15 protein-coding genes and 1 pseudogene are annotated in these 16,875 nt (G+C 37.7%); 11 read left to right on the top strand and 5 right to left on the bottom strand.

Annotated elements, in window-relative coordinates; all coding sequences use genetic code 11:
• Positions 1–183: 183 nt before the first annotated feature.
• Positions 184–1,269, top strand: coding sequence for a porin OmpA (gene ompA / locus QV04_RS08955; RefSeq protein ID WP_039136598.1), 1,086 nt, complete (start codon positions 184–186; stop codon positions 1,267–1,269).
• Between the two features lie 227 nt (positions 1,270–1,496).
• Positions 1,497–2,231, top strand: a complete 735-nt coding sequence (bioD, locus tag QV04_RS08950; protein WP_039136596.1) for a dethiobiotin synthase — start codon at positions 1,497–1,499, stop codon at positions 2,229–2,231.
• 76 nt (positions 2,232–2,307) lie between these two features.
• On the opposite strand, the gene ppnN is transcribed toward bioD, so the two are convergent.
• From ppnN to QV04_RS08935, 3 genes are read right to left on the bottom strand one after another with little or no spacing between them, the layout of a single operon-like run.
• On the bottom strand, positions 2,308–3,678 hold the full coding sequence (gene ppnN, locus QV04_RS08945; protein WP_039136594.1) for a nucleotide 5'-monophosphate nucleosidase PpnN: 1,371 nt from the start codon (positions 3,676–3,678) through the stop codon (positions 2,308–2,310).
• Between the two features lie 17 nt (positions 3,679–3,695).
• Complete coding sequence (gene queF / locus QV04_RS08940) at positions 3,696–4,541, bottom strand: NADPH-dependent 7-cyano-7-deazaguanine reductase QueF (protein ID WP_039136675.1); 846 nt, start codon at positions 4,539–4,541, stop codon at positions 3,696–3,698.
• A 25-nt stretch (positions 4,542–4,566) separates the two neighbouring features.
• Complete coding sequence (locus tag QV04_RS08935; RefSeq protein WP_039136592.1) at positions 4,567–5,358, bottom strand: Zn-ribbon-containing protein; 792 nt, start codon at positions 5,356–5,358, stop codon at positions 4,567–4,569.
• A gap of 84 nt (positions 5,359–5,442) precedes the next feature.
• Here QV04_RS08935 and QV04_RS08930 point away from each other — a divergent pair, with 84 nt between their 5' ends.
• From QV04_RS08930 to QV04_RS08910, 5 genes and pseudogenes are all read left to right on the top strand, one after another.
• Positions 5,443–5,763 (top strand): YqcC family protein, encoded by a 321-nt coding sequence (locus tag QV04_RS08930; RefSeq protein ID WP_065231463.1) that lies wholly within the window; start codon positions 5,443–5,445, stop codon positions 5,761–5,763.
• A 7-nt stretch (positions 5,764–5,770) separates the two neighbouring features.
• Positions 5,771–6,503 (top strand): annotated as a pseudogene (truC, locus tag QV04_RS08925) (tRNA pseudouridine(65) synthase TruC).
• A 156-nt stretch (positions 6,504–6,659) separates the two neighbouring features.
• On the top strand, positions 6,660–7,619 hold the full coding sequence (locus QV04_RS08920) for a TAXI family TRAP transporter solute-binding subunit (protein ID WP_065233399.1): 960 nt from the start codon (positions 6,660–6,662) through the stop codon (positions 7,617–7,619).
• A gap of 87 nt (positions 7,620–7,706) precedes the next feature.
• A complete protein-coding gene (locus QV04_RS08915) occupies positions 7,707–10,358 on the top strand; it encodes a TRAP transporter permease (protein WP_065233398.1) in 2,652 nt (883 codons plus the stop codon).
• Positions 10,359–10,787: a universal stress protein gene (locus QV04_RS08910; protein WP_039136586.1), complete on the top strand. Its 429-nt coding sequence runs from the start codon at positions 10,359–10,361 to the stop codon at positions 10,785–10,787.
• A gap of 57 nt (positions 10,788–10,844) precedes the next feature.
• On the opposite strand, the gene folX is transcribed toward QV04_RS08910, so the two are convergent.
• Positions 10,845–11,213 carry a dihydroneopterin triphosphate 2'-epimerase gene (folX, locus tag QV04_RS08905; RefSeq protein WP_065231461.1) on the bottom strand — a complete coding sequence of 123 codons (369 nt, stop codon included), beginning with the start codon at positions 11,211–11,213 and terminating at the stop codon, positions 10,845–10,847.
• Between the two features lie 71 nt (positions 11,214–11,284).
• On the opposite strand from folX, the gene QV04_RS08900 reads away from it, so the two are divergent.
• Positions 11,285–12,328 carry an AI-2E family transporter gene (locus tag QV04_RS08900; RefSeq protein WP_039170735.1) on the top strand — a complete coding sequence of 348 codons (1,044 nt, stop codon included), beginning with the start codon at positions 11,285–11,287 and terminating at the stop codon, positions 12,326–12,328.
• 75 nt (positions 12,329–12,403) lie between these two features.
• Here QV04_RS08900 and QV04_RS08895 read toward each other — a convergent pair whose 3' ends face one another.
• Complete coding sequence (locus QV04_RS08895; protein ID WP_065231460.1) at positions 12,404–13,312, bottom strand: lysine exporter LysO family protein; 909 nt, start codon at positions 13,310–13,312, stop codon at positions 12,404–12,406.
• Between the two features lie 129 nt (positions 13,313–13,441).
• Here QV04_RS08895 and QV04_RS08890 point away from each other — a divergent pair, with 129 nt between their 5' ends.
• The 3 genes from QV04_RS08890 to QV04_RS08880 all read left to right on the top strand — a co-directional run bounded on the left by QV04_RS08890 (position 13,442) and on the right by QV04_RS08880 (position 16,800).
• Entirely contained in the window at positions 13,442–15,016 is a 1,575-nt protein-coding gene (locus QV04_RS08890; protein WP_065231459.1) for a DUF2813 domain-containing protein, read from the top strand.
• Between the two features lie 110 nt (positions 15,017–15,126).
• A complete protein-coding gene (locus tag QV04_RS08885; protein ID WP_065231458.1) occupies positions 15,127–16,434 on the top strand; it encodes an NCS2 family permease in 1,308 nt (435 codons plus the stop codon).
• Positions 16,435–16,443: 9 nt separating this feature from the next.
• Positions 16,444–16,800, top strand: coding sequence for a DsrE/DsrF/TusD sulfur relay family protein (locus tag QV04_RS08880; protein WP_039085819.1), 357 nt, complete (start codon positions 16,444–16,446; stop codon positions 16,798–16,800).
• Positions 16,801–16,875: the final 75 nt, after the last annotated feature.

Here is a 16,875-nt window from a genome sequence, read left to right as displayed (position 1 = left end):
AGTTTGCTTTTATGTTTTGCAATAGCGATAATAAACAGCACCAAATAAATGAGAAAATTTCATTTATTTAGGGGCTGGATTGAATTTACTGTTATTGGAAGTAAATGACGATCCAAATAATCCAAATAATCCAAATAATCCAAATAATCCAAATATAGATGATAAATTCAAGAGGATTTTATAATGAAAAAGACTGCAATCGCATTAGCAATTTCAGGATTAGCATTCGTATCAGTAGCACAAGCAGCTCCTCAAGCAAACACTTTCTACGCTGGTGCGAAAGCTGGTTGGGCATCATTCCACAATGATGTTAAACAATTTGATAATATCTATGGTCAAGATGCTTATAGTACTTTTGACCAAGATGATAAATTTGGAGTTCATCGTAACTCTGTAACTTACGGTGTATTCGGTGGTTACCAAATCACTGATAACTTCGCTGTTGAAGCAGGTTATGACTTCTATGGTCAATTAAAAGGTCACCAAGGTGACAGTGTTCGTGCACGTCACACTGCCCACGGTTTAAATCTTAGCTTAAAAGCAAGCTATCCGGTAGCTTATGTTGACGGTTTAGACGTTTACGGTCGTTTAGGTGCAGCATTAATCCGTTCTGATTACACTGCTCACGAAGACGGTGAAAAAGTATTGTCTGAACACAAATTAAAAGTATCTCCAGTGTTCGCAGCTGGTGTTGAATATGCAATTCTTCCTGAATTGGCAGCACGTTTAGAATACCAATGGGTTGCTAAAGTAGGTAAAGTTGATCAGTTCGATGATATATCTTACAGCCCAAGTATTGGTTCTGTATCTTTAGGTCTTTCTTACCGTTTCGGTCAGTCAGCAGCTCCTGCACCAGTTGTTGAAGTAATCAACAAAAAATTCGCATTAAGCTCTGATGTATTGTTCGCATTCGGTAAAGCAAACTTAAAACCTGAAGCAGCACAATCATTAGATAATTTACAACAAGAAATCTCTAAAGTTGGTACTTTATCTTCTGTTGAAGTTGCAGGTTACACAGACCGTATCGGTTCTGACAAATATAACCAAAAACTTTCACAAGAACGTGCTAACACAGTTGCTAACTACTTAGTTTCTAAATCAATCTCTCCAGATGTGATTAAAGCAGTTGGTTACGGTGAAGCTAACCCAGTAACTGGTAACACTTGTGATGCAGTTAAAGGTCGTAAAGCATTAATCGCTTGCTTAGCACCAGACCGTCGTGTTGAAGTTTCTGTAAGTGGTCAACACCAACAAACTATTGAACAATAATTTATTTATTGTTTATTAACTTAGCTGAAAATCCCGGATTACCGGGATTTTCTTTTTTATCTCTTTGTCAGAGAATTACTCTCTCATTTTTCTACTCCATTTGATAGTAAGAGTTCAAAAATTTTTTAGCTCTTAAAATAAATCTACAAAATATTGTGTTAGCTCAATTTTTCGAAAAAATAACTTTATTATAATTTTCTGCGGTTTTTTGATAAAAGGAATAAATAATGAGTTGTTTTTTTGTAACGGGTACGGATACAAATGTTGGTAAAACGGTAGTGAGTCGCGCTATTATTCAAGCGTTGCAATCACAGGGAATTCATATTGTCGGTTTTAAGCCTATTGCCTGTGGGGAAGAAGATAGCATTTATACTGAAAATCGTATTGATGATCTTAAACAACAAACAGAAGATAATAAAGATGTTAAGACATTATTGGATAGTACAAATGAAGCGGTAACATATAAAGATATAAATAGCTATACTTTTACAGAAAGTAGTTTACCGGTATTAGCTGCACTGAATGAAATTGATAACATCGACGTGAAAAAAATAGATCAGGATCTTGCCAAGTTAACTTCACGTTATCAATCAGTATTGGTTGAAGGGACTTATGGATGGCTTACTCCGATTAATAAAGAGATGACCTTTGATCGTTGGGTTAAAGAGCATAAAATGCCGGTGGTATTAGTTGTTGGTATTAAAGAGGGCTGCGTCAATCACGCATTATTAACAGCACAATCTATAATTACTTCTGGTGTGCCGCTATTAGGCTGGGTGGCAAATCGTATTAACCCTTGTTTGCGCCATTATGCTGAAATCATCAAATTATTACACGAAGTGATTGATGCACCATTGTTGGGAGAAATTCCTTATATTCATCGCCCAGAACAGCAGCAATTAGGGCATTTTATTACTAATCTTGATCGCCTAACTTGTTTACAAACTGAACTTTGCAAATAAAAAAGCGGCTACATTATGATCTGCACCCCAAAAGTTGGACTTATTACCCAACATACAGAGGTGCAGATTTTTTATCCTATTTTACAATTTCATAGCAAGGCACATAGGCTTCCGTACTTGGCAATTTCATTCTATGTTGCGCAATAAAATCTTTTAATAGATTTTCCATATTTTCCAATACCATCGCATCACCGTGTAGCTTAAAAGCACCATATTTTGCAATTGCGTCTTTAGTATTAGGTTTAATATTGCCGGCAACAATCCCTGAGAATGCGCGTCTTAAATTAGAAACCAAATCCATTAATGGTTGATCTAAATGGAGATTTAATGCTGCCATTGATTGATGATTTGGTTCAAATGGCGCTTGTAGTATCGGATCAATTTTTAGCATCCAATTAAAACTGTAAGCATCGCCTTTTTCAAAACGTTGTTGTTTAATGTTATCCATTGCCTGTTTTGCATAACGTGCGACTGCAACTGGATCATCAATGATAATTTCATATTGTTTACGTGCTTCTTCACCTAATACTTTGCTGACAAAACGGTCGATAGTTGCAAAATAATCTGCACAGGAAGATGGGCCAGTTAAAATCAACGGGATTGTTTGATTGCGATTGTCAGGATGTAATTTAATACCGAGCAAGAATAAAAATTCTTCAAATGTTCCTGGGCCACCAGGGAAAATAAGGAAAGTATGTCCCAATCGAGTAAATGCTTCCAAACGTTTTTCAATATCCGGCATAATGATTAACTCATTTACAATTGGATTTGGTGGCTCAGAGGCAATAATTGAAGGTTCGGTAATACCAATAAAGCGACTGTCTTTATAGCGTTGATTGAAATGCCCAATAGCAGCACCTTTCATTGGTGCTTCCATTACACCAGGCCCACAACCGGTTACAATATTTAATTCACGATATCCTAATTCTAAACCAACAGCACGACAGTATTGATATTCTGTTTCATTAATAGAATGCCCACCCCAACAAACGACTAAATTAGGATCTTCTCCAGTGCGTAATGCTTTTGCATTCCTTAAAATAGAAAAGACTTGATTGGTAATTTTAGCACTTATATCTGCTTGGCTTAAATGATTGCCAAGAAAACGATCTTGGTTAATTTGAACAAAAATAATGTCACGTAGCACAGCAAATAGATGATATTGAATATTACGAATAATTTTATCATCGACAAATGCACTTTCTGGTGGATTGAGTAATTCTAAAGCGATTCCTCGTTCACGCGTCAATAGGTTGATCGCAAAATCGGGATATTTACCAAGTAAAGCTCGGCTGTCGTCTGTTATTGCACCGGAATTCAATACTGCCAAAGAACAGTTTCGATAAAGCGGATAAAGATCTCCTTCAGCACCTTGTTTTAACCGAGCAACTTCCAAATGAGAGAGTTGATCCATACTGCCACGCGGATTAATGTAATAAATACTCATATTTCTCCTTATTGTTGTTATTGGCGAGCCAAACGAAGATTGGCAGGAATTTGTTCAAAATTAGAACGAAATGGATTGATATCCAAACCGCCACGGCGGGTATAACGAGCGTATACCGTTAATTTTTCTGGTTTTGCATAATACATTAAATCGCAAAAAATACGCTCCACACACTGTTCGTGAAACTCGTTATGTTGGCGGAAAGAGATCAAATAGCGTAAAAGTTTTTCTTGATTAATCTCACGCCCGACATAGTGAATTTGAATGCTACCCCAATCGGGCTGTTGTGTGATTAAACAGTTGGATTTCAGTAAATGGCTGACTAAAGTTTGTTCTACTTTTTCACTGTTATTATCAACGCAGTTTTGCAATAAATCGGCATTAAATTGGTAATTATCGATCACAATATCCAGCTGATCGATGCAAATTCCTTCAAGATATGCAATCTTTTGTTGTTGGTAATATTGCAAATCGTGCAGTGTCACTTTAACTTTACCGTTGGCACATTGCTGTAAATCTTGCTGAATTGTGGTTTCGACCTGCTGTTTGTCGGCAAAATGTGTCTGATTGAAACTGTTGAGATAGAGTTTAAAACTTTTTGACTCAATCAAATTTTCACTGTTGCAATCCAACACCACATCAGCAATCGCTACTTGTGGCACGCCATTTTTATTAAGCCACGAAATTTCATAAAGTGTCCAAATATCAGCACCTTGTGTAAAAGGTTGTTGTGATAAGATACCGAGCTGTTCACGGTTGAGTTTGCGAGGCACAGCTTGCAGTAATGAGGGGCGGTAATCTGTAGCGTATGTTGTTTTTTTTCCTAAAGTGAGTTTTATAAGGCTTTCGTCCTGATAATCTATCATATGTAATCCTTTGATTTTGTTATTATTGTATGTCCCAAGATAAATTAGAGACTAAACGGCAATGATCGCATTTGAATTGGAAAAGGTTTATTGCCTCAGCTAGCAGCCATTCTTTGCCACAACAAGGGCAACACCTTGCTAATTCTCGTTGCTTATCCTTTTCACCTACACGATAAAGATAGTAATAAACCGGGCGTTGTAAGTGGCTCTCCAACTGCTGCCGTAAAGCATAGCCTTGGCGTGAGAGCAGACTGGTAAAATCACTGATTTGATAAGTTGCCTCATTGACCAGAACATTGCCATTCATTTGCAATTGGTCGCAAGCCTGCCAATCCTCTTGCCAACGAATACAATTCATACCGAGTTGCGCATTATTGTAACAAAAATGATAAAGCGGAACAGGCAATAATTGTTGCAGCGTACAAATCGGTGAACTGCTTTTCAGATAATTGGTGTAAAGCACCAGTTGATCATCGTCTGTTAACTGCGTACAGGTTTCATCTGAATTGAGATCAATCGCCTGTAATTCTTCATTTGCCGGGAAAATGCCGGCTTGTGCTAATTTATCTAACGCCATTGTAACAAACTCACTGTTATGACGAGCGTGCAGCGCATCTTGCTCCGGACAATTGGCATCAATTTCAAAGGTGAGCAAGTTTTCGTCAGAGAAGTAATAGGTAAGCGGAATTTCGCGGCCAATAATTTGTCCGTTATAACGCCAAGCATCAATCAGTTGATTGCAGAGCATCACGCTTTCGTTGATGTGGTAGGCGGTATGATTTTTCGCGACAAGGTTAATTTTGGTTAAAAACATAAATTCACTCTTATACAAAATAACAAAATGGATATACTATGGCGTTTTAAAAAACGCTATTGTAATCAAAAAAAGAGAGCAGTGATGAAAAAAGAAAATTTATTAGCGGAATACTTATCTGAATTACAACAAATTATGCAGCAACATCAATTGTGGCAACTACAACCACCACCGGCTTCAGCGTTTGAAAGTCAACAGCCGTTTGCGCTGGATACGATGGAGGCGACAGAATGGTTACAATGGATTTTTATCCCACGTATGTCAGCGTTAATTGAAGCAGAAGCACCTTTGCCGACAGCTATTGCCATTTCCCCTTATTTGGAAGAGGCATTAAAAGAGCATCCACATTTACCGCAATTATTAGAACCGATTCAAAAAATTGAGGTGTTGTTGACTAATGTCTGATCAGCAAATGTTGGAAATTTTATATCAAGATCAAGCATTAATCGCGGTTAATAAACCAGCAGGAATGTTGGTGCATCGCAGCTGGTTAGATAAACACGAAACGGAGTTTGTGATGCAGAAGTTGCGTGATCAAATCGGGCAATATGTATTCCCGATTCATCGTTTAGATCGCCCGACTTCCGGGGTGCTGCTGTTTGCGTTAAATAGTGAAATCGCCAATGCGGTTTGTCGCCAGTTTGAACAAAAACAGGTGAAAAAAACAGTATCTTGCAGTTGTACGAGGCTATCTTACAGGACAGGAAAGAATAGATTACCCATTAAAGTTGAAATGGGACAAAATTGCTGATAAATTTTCGCAGCAAGATAAAACGCCACAAGAAGCAGTTACTGATTATCAAGGTTTGGCAACGCTTGAAATTCCTGTTGCGGTTGGACGTTATGCCACATCACGTTATAGTTTGGTACGTTTAACGCCACAAACTGGACGCAAACACCAGTTGCGTCGACATTTAAAGCATATTTTTCATCCAATTATCGGCGATACACAATATGGCGATTTGCATCAAAATCGAGCATTTAGTGCTTATTTTTCAGTAAATCGATTGATGCTACACGCAGAAAGCTTGGAATTATTGCACCCTAAAACACAGCAGGTATTGCGTATTTATGCGCCGCTAGATCAATCTTTTGCAAAAATCAGACAACTTTTTGATACGAAATACCACTTTATAAGCAAATAAATCGTGAAAATTTTGTGATATTTCTTCAATTTTTCACAAAAAATTAATATTGATTATTGCAAATCTTTGAGATGTCTTGTATATCTTATGGGTCTTCAGTCAAAGACCTGAATGAGCAAACATAATATCTCACCCTTTTACTAAAGAGGAACAACAATGAAAAAATTATTTAAATTAGGGATGGTTGCCTGTTTAATGATGACTTCCGCATCCGTAATAGCGGATGATAAGTTCGTTACTATCGGTACCGGCGGACAAACTGGTGTTTATTACGTTGTCGGTCAATCTATTTGTCAATTAGTGAATCGTGATACCGCAAAAACTGGTTTAAAATGTAATGCACCATCAACCGGTGCTTCTGTTGCAAACCTCAATGGTATTGCCAATAAACAATTGGATATGGGAATTGCGCAGTCTGACTGGCAATATCACGCTTATAACGGCACAAGTTCATTTGAAGGCAAGAAGAATGAAAAACTAAGAGCCGTATTCTCAATTCATCCAGAACCGTTTACTGTAATGGCTCGTGATGATTCAGGTATTAAAAGTTTTGATGATTTGAAAGGTAAACGTGTAAATGTTGGTGATCCAGGATCAGGTACTCGTGCTACAATGAATGTTATTCTTAAAGCAAAAGGTTGGGATGATTCTGTATTTAAAGTTGCATCTGAGTTAAAACCGGCAGAAATGGCTTCTGTAATGTGTGACAATAATTTAGATGCTATCAGTTATAACGTCGGTCATCCGAACGGTGCATTAAAAGAAGCTGCTGCGTCTTGTAATGCACATTTGGTGCCAGTAACAGGTCCTGCGATTGATAAATTAGTTGCTGATAATCCATATTATGCGAAAGCGGTTATTCCGGGTGGGCTTTATAAAGGTTCTGATCAGCCGGTAGATACTTTCGGGGTTTATGCAACTTTGGTTTCATCAACCGATGTTTCACCTGAAGTGGTTTATGATGTCGTGAAAGCGGTGTTTGATAATTTTGATCGTTTCAAACGTTTACATCCTGCATTTGCTAGCTTGAAAGAACAGGATATGATCAAAAATGCATTATCAGCACCGTTGCACGAAGGTGCAGTGAAATATTATAAAGAGCGTGGCTGGATGTAAGCGCCTCTCATCATTTATTGGATTATTGAAGGCAGGAAGTTTTCCTGCCTTTTTTCGGTTTTGAGTTTTGATTTTAGGAGAGCTTGAATGACCTCAACAATAAAAAAACAAGCTGTAGATATTGAAGATCTACAGGATATGGTCGCCTCAAATGATAGCGGTGGTCGCAATCCATATGGTATCTCTAAATATGTGATTATTTGGACGGCAATTGCTTGGTCATTATTTCAAATTTATTATGCTTCGCCGTTGCCGTTTTTGTTACAAGAGGGAATTAAAAGTTTAGGTTGGAATTTGAATGTAGTGGTAGATGACACCAAAGCACGTTCAATCCATTTGGCATTTGCTATTTTCTTGGCTTATTTATCTTATCCGGCATTTAAACGCTCTCCAAAGCAGCATATTCCCGTGATTGACTGGATCTTTGCTGTTGTAGGAGCTGTTTTATGCCTTTACCCGATAATTTTTTACAATGAATTGGTTACTCGTTTTGGTGCGCCTAACCTACAAGATATTGTTGTAGGTATTGTCGGTATTTTGTTATTGCTGGAAGGCACACGGCGTAGTTTAGGATTACCACTAGTGGTGATTGCTGTTGTATTTCTGCTTTATAACTATTTCGGTCAATTCTTTCCGAGCAGTTGGCTAATAAGCCATAGAACTGGAACGCTATCTCACATTATTAATCAACAATGGGTAACTACTGAGGGTGTGTTTGGGGTGGCACTTGGCGTATCAACTAAATATGTGTTCCTATTTGTTCTGTTCGGCGCATTATTAGATAAAGCCGGAGCAGGTAACTATTTTATTAAAACTGCCTTTGCTTATTTAGGGCATTTACGTGGTGGCCCGGCTAAAGCAGCGGTTGTGGCTTCCGGTTTAACTGGGTTGATTTCTGGTTCATCAATTGCCAATGTGGTTACGACCGGCACTTTTACAATTCCGATGATGAAACGTGTTGGTTTTTCAGCAGAGAAAGCTGGTGCGGTTGAAGTGGCTTCTTCAGTAAATGGACAGATTATGCCGCCGGTAATGGGTGCAGCAGCATTTTTGATGATCGAATATATCAATATGCCATATAACGAGTTAATTACCCACGCTTTCTTGCCGGCTGTAATCTCTTACATTGCATTAGTTTATATCGTACATTTGGAAGCGTGTAAATTGAATTTGCAGGGTTTACCACGTCAAGATGTAGCAAAACCGTGGGTAGTTACCGTTTTAAGAGCATTATCTACTTTCATTATTATCTGCCTGCTCTATTTTGCTGTAGAGTTCGGTTTGGGTTGGTTAAAAGTGGTAATGCCTGATTTTGCTTTTGTCATTGTTTGCTTATTGTTGGCAATTATCTATATGTTATTGCTATACCGTGTTTCTACTTTTCCAGATCTAGAAATTGATGAGCCGAATCAGGAAGTTGTGGTGTTACCAAGAGTTAAACCTACCGTTAATTCTGGGCTACATTTCTTACTACCTGTAGTCATTTTAATTTGGTGTTTGATGGTGGAACGTTTGTCACCGGGCTTATCCGCTTTCTGGGGTACAATGGCGTTAACTGTGATTTTATTAACACAACGTCCATTATTGGCTTATTTCCGTAAACAGGATGATTTAGCAAAAAGTTTCAAACAGGGCTGGCAAGAATTAATTAACGGTTTAGAAACCGGCGCAAGAAATATGATTGGTATCGGTATTGCAACAGCAACAGCCGGTATTATCGTAGGCGTAGTGGCACTGACCGGTTTCGGCGTACAGTTATCTGGCATTATTGAGGTATTATCAATGGGTAATATCTTATTGATGTTGATTTTAGTTGCTGGGTTTAGTTTGATTCTTGGTATGGGATTACCGACCACAGCAAACTATATTGTGGTTTCTTCCTTAATGGCAGGTGTTATTTTGGAAGTAGGTCGCCAAAATGGATTAATTGTGCCATTGATTGCTATCCATTTATTCGTATTTTACTTTGGTATTATGGCGGATGTGACACCACCAGTTGGGTTGGCATCATTTGCCGCTGCTGCTGTTTCCGGTGGAAATCCAATCAAAACTGGTATGGTGGCATTCTTCTATAGTATGCGTACTGCGTTATTGCCGTTTCTATTCATTTTCAATACTGATTTGTTATTATTGAATGTCGACCTTTTCCACGGCGTACTGATTTTCTTTGTGGCAACGATTGCAATGATGGTGTTTACTGCGGCAACAATGGGCTGGTTTATGACCAAAAATAAATGGTGGGAAACCATTGCACTGCTGTTGATTGCCTTTATGTTGTTCAGACCGGGCTTCTTTATGGAATATGTATCGCCAAGCCAGCGTCATATTCAACCGGAACATTTAATTGAAGAAGTGGCACACGCACCGGTTGGTGAGCCATTGACACTGAAAGTTTCTGGCGTGAATCCTTATGGCAAACAGATAGAATTCTTTGCTGAATTAAAAGTACCGGCAGGGGATAGCGGTGAAGAACGTATACAAAATATGGGCTTGACTTTATTGCCAACAGATGAACGGGTTGAAGTGAATGGTGAGCAGATTAAGAAAATCTTAATTGATAACGTTGAAATTGACTCGCCGGCAGCAAAAGCTAACCTTAATTGGGATCAGGTGATTTTAGATGTATCTTTGCCGTTGAAAGGTGCGTTTAATAAGGAATGGATGTTTATTCCGGCATTATCGATTTTGGCTGTTTTAGCGTGGAATCAACGTCGTCGTAAATTTACAAGGGGAAAATAGATGCAGTTATTTAATAAAATTTTAATCGCAGTGGATTTGGGGCATTTAGAAGGAGCAAAAAAGGCGGTGAGAACCGCCTTAGCAATGACGGAAGGCAATCCTGATGCCGTGTTGCGGATTGTCAGCATTGTGCCACCGTTGGGAAACAGCTTTGTTTCTTCATTGTTACCTCGAAACTTTGATAAGGATGTGTTGGCGGAAGCCAATAAACGTTTGCACGACTTTACTCAGGAAAACTTTCCGGCAGATCGTAAAGTGCAACATATCGTGGCACACGGTACGGTTTATGAAGAAATAAATACTATTGCACAAGAAAAGGATGTTGATTTAATCATTATGATGGCAACAAAACCGGGAAAGCCGGGATTAAGTTCCAATACCGTGAAAGTCGCACGTTTCAGTGAAAAACCAATTTTAATTTTGCGGTAGTTGTGATGAGAAGTCCTCCAATCTGCAATATTGGAGGATTTTTATCTGTGTTAATGATTAATTTCGTTCATAACGTAAACGTAATGACACTGAATCGGCATAGCGTAATGCAAACGGTTTGGCAATTTCTACTTCCGCCCATTCTACCGCTTCTGGTTCAGCAATAATTTCTAACACTTCTCGCACCATTCGTTCTAACAATGCGAATTTATGTGTTTCAACATAATGAATCACTTTTTTGGTAATAGTTCGATAATTCAATGCATCTTCTACATTGTCACTTAAACTGGCTTTTTCGCAGTTATAACTGAGTTGAATTTGCAGAACAACATCCTGTTTATTGTTAATTTCTTCCTCTTTAATTCCAATAAAAGTGCGTAAACGTAGATCGCTGATTGTAATTACGGCTGAATTAATAATTGGCATTATACCTCCTTATAGCATCGCTTTTTTGCTATTATAGCTTAGTTTAAAATTAAGATTGAACAGGAAATCCTATGGAAACAAATGTTGCTAAGAGCAATATTAAAAATGTCATTATTATATTGGCTTGTCTTGTGATTATTTTAGCGGGAATTAAATCTGCTGTTGAAATTATTGTGCCGTTTTTGCTAGCACTTTTCTTGGCCATTGTTTGTACGCCACTTATTAATTTCTTAGTTAAATTAAAAGTGCCGTTATGGTTGGCGGTTATCGCATTATTGGGCTTAATTGTGATTGCATTGACTTTTTTCGCCGGCTTGGTCGGTACTGCTGTGAATGAGTTTTCCGCATCCATTCCAACTTACAAACAGTTATTAGCACAACGTATTTCCGGTTTGGCAGCAATTATGGATCGTTTTGATTTATATCGTTTTTTACCAAAAACTATTGTTGAAGAACATCTTGATCCGAATATTATTATGGGACTGATCCGCCGTCTTTTGACTGGAATATCTGGTGTGATTACCAATGGTTTTGTGTTGTTGTTAATTGTGGTGTTTATGCTGTTTGAAGCACCGAGTATGAAACAAAAATTGGCAATTTTTTTCCAAAATAAACAGGAGAAAAAAGAGCTGGAGAATATTCAACGAGTGTTAAATAGTGTCATTAGTTATTTGGCAATTAAAACTTTTGTGAGTTTGTTAACCGGTGTGTTGGTGTGGGCAGCGTTGGCAATATTAGGGATACAGTATGCGGTGCTTTGGGGAACGGTTGCTTTTTTGCTTAACTATATTCCTAATATCGGTTCAGTTTTAGCTGCTATTCCGGTTGTTGTACAAGCATTAATTCTAAATGGTTATAGTGACAGTTTGCTAGTGGCGATAGCTTTTTTGGTTATTAATATGATTATAGGTAATATTATTGAACCACGTTTGATGGGAAGAACATTAGGCTTGTCCACTTTGGTTGTTTTTATCTCATTGATTTTTTGGGGTTGGTTGTTGGGATCGGTAGGAATGCTACTTTCTGTCCCGTTGACAATGGCGGTAAAAATTGCATTAGAATCAAGTGAAAATACAAAAAAATATGCCTATTTATTAGGTGATGGGCGAGAGTAAACGTGCTTTAAATTTAGAAAAAATCTGCCGTTAGTGGCAGATTTTTTGTTGGTGTAAAAAGTATGATGAACAGCATTAAAGCGGAATATTAATAAAAAAGACCAATAGCACCGGAACGACAAGATTAATAATAAAGCCGAAACTGATTGCCAATGGTACGGCTTCAATACCACCACTGCGTTGAATAATCGGCAGCGTGCAGTCCAGTGCGGTTGCACCTGCAATTCCGATAGCGGTCGCTCTAAAATGATGCATAAATAACGGAATTAAAAACAGACTTGCAATTTCTCGTGATAAGTCGTTGAAGAAAGCGATGCTTCCCCAAATCGGTCCCCAAGCATCATTTAATAAAACGCTTGATAATGAATACCATCCCATACCGGAAGCAATCGCTAATCCTTGAACAATAGATAGTTGTAATGTCAATGCCGCTAAAATACCACCGCATAGAGAACTAATAGTCAACAAAATTGAAACAGCAATGCCGTGTTTATTAAAGAAAACCTGGCGTAGATTGATGCCACTGTTCCTAAGTTGAATGCCAACCAAAAAAATTAAAACAATTAACACATAGGTGCTTGAACCGTGTGGAATACTAAAATAGTTTTTTCCTAAGAAACCAATAATAAATCCTAAAACGACCATACTGCACATTTTTGCTGAGTCTAAAATCATCTTCAAACGGGAAGGCATTTGCTTTTGTGAGTTTAAAGTTGATACAGGATAGCGTTTATCGTACAGCATTAAACAGAGAATATTTAAACCGTGGATAACAAGGCTGAATACGGCGGCTTTGAACGCTATATTAGGCAAGGTTCTCGCTAAATCATCTAATTGACCTAACGAGCACCCCATCACAAACAGAATTAAAAACAGCAACCACATTATTGATTTATTCACCCAATGAATAAATGTGACGTTGTGACTTTTAATTAAATAACCTAAGAAAAGAGGCACTAATACAATGGATAAGCTTTCTAACATAAAAATGATAATTCAGACTTGATATTAAGTAAAAGTCGATAATTATCGGAGATTAATGGGGAATGTCAAATAAAAGGCGATGGAATGTGCTAAGATACATTGCATATTTATCAGGATGTAGGATCCGTTATGTATCTTAAACAGATTGAAATTGTCGGCTTTCGCGGTATTCATCGCCTCTCTTTCCAATTACGTTCTAATATGGTGTTAATTGGTGAGAATGCGTGGGGAAAATCGAGTTTATTGGATCTATTAAGTCTAGTTTTTAATAAAGAGGCTCAACTTTATCAATTTCAGCCGCAAGATTTTTTTCAATCAAATCAAGCTGAAATTAAATCCGCTACTTCCATTAATTTGTTATTTACTTTTAGCGAATCGCAACAGCAAGAATTAAACCAACAAATGCACCATTTTTTGCATCCGGTAGCAGTGTCTCACGAAGATGGCTATTACAGAATTTACTTGCGTGTTTTTGCGGAACCACAAGAAAGTGGTGAAATTGCTACTAGTTATACCTTTATTGATGGTCAGGGAAATATCTTACCGTTAGAAATGGCACAGCAGCAAAAATTAGTGAGTCGATTAATTCAGCGTCATACGATTTATCGTTTTAGAGATGCTAGGTTAAAACAACGCCCATTACAATTACAAGCAGTGAAGGCAAGCAAAAAATTAGATCCGGACATTCTGGATCAATTCGCAGCAGTGATGCTATTACTACGTTATTATTTTATACCAGAGAGTGAACGTTCAGAAACTGTAGGTGATACCAGTATTTTATGGAAAAAGGTAAAAAAATTAACAGAGCAATTGCGGATTGGTGATGAAAAATTGAAACGTTATTTCTTTATCTATTTAGTGAAACATTTCCTTCCAGATGACAACACACTGTTTTCTCAGGTTAGTAATCCAATTATTCTGTTTGAAGATCCGGAGTCACGATTGCACCCACGATTAATGTCGATTATGTGGGAGCTTGTTAATTATATTCCATTGCAACGTTTGATTACGACAAATTCAGTTGCGTTGTTAGCGCATATACCATTACATTCTATTTGCCGTTTGGAGAGAGGGGAAGATCGTATTCAGGCTTATCAGCTGGATAGATACGACTTGGGAAAAGTAGATGTACGTCGCTTAACCTTTCATATTCGTTATAACCGTTGTTTAGCGCTATTTTCACGGGTTTGGATGTTTGTTGAGGGGGAAACAGAAGTCTGGATTTTAAATGAATTAGCACGAATTTTAGATCTAAATTTAGAAAATGAAGGAGTACGTATAGTTGAATTTGCACAGTGCGGAATTAGACCACTAATAAAATACGCTAATTTGATGGGGATTAAATGGCATATGTTGGCAGATGGTGATGATGCTGGACAAAGATATGCCGCTATTGCTGCTGATTTATTACAAGAAAATGAGCATTATTTAGATAAAATAACCTTGTTACCAAGAAAAGATATTGAACACTATTTTTTTGATAATGGATTTGATAATGTCTTTAAGAGGTTAGCGAGATTACCGACACAACATAAACTCAGTAAGTCGCAGATTATTCAACGTGCTATTCAGAATACTTCAAAGCCGGATTTGGCTTTGGCAATAGTAGGTGAGGTAGAAAAATATGGAATACAATTTATTCCATTACTATTTCGTCGTTTATTTTCTAAAATATTATTACTTGCAAAAGAACAGGGAGTATAAAAAATTTAGCTTTTTTTCAAAAAATGTAAGTATTTTTTGTTAGAATTAAAAGGAAAAGCCTGTTACTCGCTTTTCCTTTCTTTTTTTGTTTATCATACAGGTATTTTTTTATGCAAAATCAATGCTTTTTAGCAAAATTCTTCCATTTAGAACAGCATAATACAGATGTCAAAACTGAAATTATCGCTGGGATTACCACCTTTTTAACAATGGTTTATATCGTGTTCGTTAATCCCTCTATTCTCGGCGTGGCAGGAATGGATACGCAAGTTGTGTTTGTCACGACTTGTCTGATTGCAGCGTTTGGTAGTATTTTTATGGGATTATTTGCCAATTTACCAGTTGCTTTGGCACCAGCAATGGGGTTAAACGCTTTTTTTGCTTATGTTGTGGTGAGCAAAATCGGTTTATCTTGGCAGGTCGGAATGGGGACGATTTTTTGGGGTGCAGTCGGGTTATTGACTTTAACTTTGTTTCAAATCCGTTATTGGCTCATCGCTTCGATTCCACTCAGCTTACGTGTCGGTATTACTGCTGGAATCGGATTGTTTATTGCATTAATGGGCTTTCATAATGCCGGTATTATCGTACCGAATGAAGTCACTTTAATGGCTTTAGGTGATCTTCATTCACCTACAGTCCTGCTTGGCATTTTGGGTTTTTTCATTATTGTTATTCTCTCGTCTAAGAATATTCACGCTTCTGTGTTGGTTTCAATTATTGTTACTACCGTGCTTTCATTGCTTTGGGGTAAAACTGAATTTAACGGTATTTTCTCTATGCCACCAAGTATTACTTCGGTTGTTGGGCAAGTAGATGTTATGGGTGCATTACAAGGAGATTTATTAGGAATTATCTTCTCTTTTATGTTGGTGAATCTGTTTGATTCTTCAGGCACGTTGTTAGGTGTAACTGATAAAGCTGGTATCAGCAATGCGCAAGGGACTTTCCCGAAAATGAAACAGGCACTTTATGTCGATAGTATCAGTTCTGTAACAGGCGCTTATCTGGGGACTTCTTCTGTTACTGCTTATATTGAAAGCAGTGCCGGCGTGTCGGTCGGAGGACGTACCGGTTTAACTGCAGTAGTTGTCGGTATTTTGTTCTTAATAGTGATGTTTATTTCGCCATTGGCGTCTATTGTGCCGCCATATGCAACTGCTGGAGCATTGATCTATGTTGGTATTTTGATGTCTTCCAGTTTAATCAAAGTGCGTTGGGATGATTTAACCGAGGCAACACCAGCGTTTATTACTGCGGCGATGATGCCATTTACCTACTCAATTACCGAAGGGATTGCACTTGGTTTTATCAGTTACTGTGTGATGAAATTCTTTACCGGAAAAGCCAAAGAGGTTTCTATTCCGGTCTGGTTAATTGCCGTATTATTTTTACTTAAAATTATTTTTGTAAATTAAGGGATTACTATGCAAAAGCTACTTTATATTTTAAATGAGTCACCTTATGGTGGTGAAAAAACTTTCAATGCGTTGCGTTTTGCATTGGCATTAAAAGAAGAACACAACCAAGATGTAGAAATGAAAATTTTCTGTTTTTCTGATGCCGTATTGTCCGGTTTAAAAGGACAAAATCCGAAAGAGGGTGCAAATGTTCAGGAAGTATTAGCCATTTTGACCGGTTTAGGGGTAGAGGTAAAATTATGTACCACTTGCACAAATGCACGAGCGATCTCTAAACAGCCGCTGATTGAAGGGGTGTCATTAGGCACATTAGCAGATGTTGCCGAATGGACTTTATGGGCGGATAAAGTATTAACTTTCTAATATTATTAAGGTTGTCGTAGCAGTTGCTCGGCAACCTTCTCATTTAAACAAGCCAATCTTTTAATTTCTATTAAA

The organism is Gallibacterium genomosp. 1 (assembly GCF_001678575.1).
Classification (GTDB): domain Bacteria; phylum Pseudomonadota; class Gammaproteobacteria; order Enterobacterales; family Pasteurellaceae; genus Gallibacterium.
The sequence above is the reverse complement of the archived record's forward strand: the minus strand, read 5'-3'. Positions and strand labels throughout refer to the sequence as shown.

Bases quoted from the DNA above. Each gene is read 5' to 3' on its own strand.
- QV04_RS08935 (WP_039136592.1), bottom strand. From the start codon at position 5,358: ATGTTTTTAACCAAAATTAACCTTGTCGCGAAAAATCATACCGCCTAC.
- QV04_RS08880 (WP_039085819.1), top strand. From the start codon at position 16,444: ATGCAAAAGCTACTTTATATTTTAAATGAGTCACCTTATGGTGGTGAA.
- ppnN (WP_039136594.1), bottom strand. From the start codon at position 3,678: ATGAGTATTTATTACATTAATCCGCGTGGCAGTATGGATCAACTCTCT.
- QV04_RS08890 (WP_065231459.1), top strand. From the start codon at position 13,442: ATGTATCTTAAACAGATTGAAATTGTCGGCTTTCGCGGTATTCATCGC.
- QV04_RS08885 (WP_065231458.1), top strand. From the start codon at position 15,127: ATGCAAAATCAATGCTTTTTAGCAAAATTCTTCCATTTAGAACAGCAT.
- ompA (WP_039136598.1), top strand. From the start codon at position 184: ATGAAAAAGACTGCAATCGCATTAGCAATTTCAGGATTAGCATTCGTA.
- bioD (WP_039136596.1), top strand. From the start codon at position 1,497: ATGAGTTGTTTTTTTGTAACGGGTACGGATACAAATGTTGGTAAAACG.
- QV04_RS08915 (WP_065233398.1), top strand. From the start codon at position 7,707: ATGACCTCAACAATAAAAAAACAAGCTGTAGATATTGAAGATCTACAG.
- QV04_RS08930 (WP_065231463.1), top strand. From the start codon at position 5,443: ATGAAAAAAGAAAATTTATTAGCGGAATACTTATCTGAATTACAACAA.
- QV04_RS08910 (WP_039136586.1), top strand. From the start codon at position 10,359: ATGCAGTTATTTAATAAAATTTTAATCGCAGTGGATTTGGGGCATTTA.
- QV04_RS08895 (WP_065231460.1), bottom strand. From the start codon at position 13,312: ATGTTAGAAAGCTTATCCATTGTATTAGTGCCTCTTTTCTTAGGTTAT.
- QV04_RS08920 (WP_065233399.1), top strand. From the start codon at position 6,660: ATGAAAAAATTATTTAAATTAGGGATGGTTGCCTGTTTAATGATGACT.
- QV04_RS08900 (WP_039170735.1), top strand. From the start codon at position 11,285: ATGGAAACAAATGTTGCTAAGAGCAATATTAAAAATGTCATTATTATA.
- folX (WP_065231461.1), bottom strand. From the start codon at position 11,213: ATGCCAATTATTAATTCAGCCGTAATTACAATCAGCGATCTACGTTTA.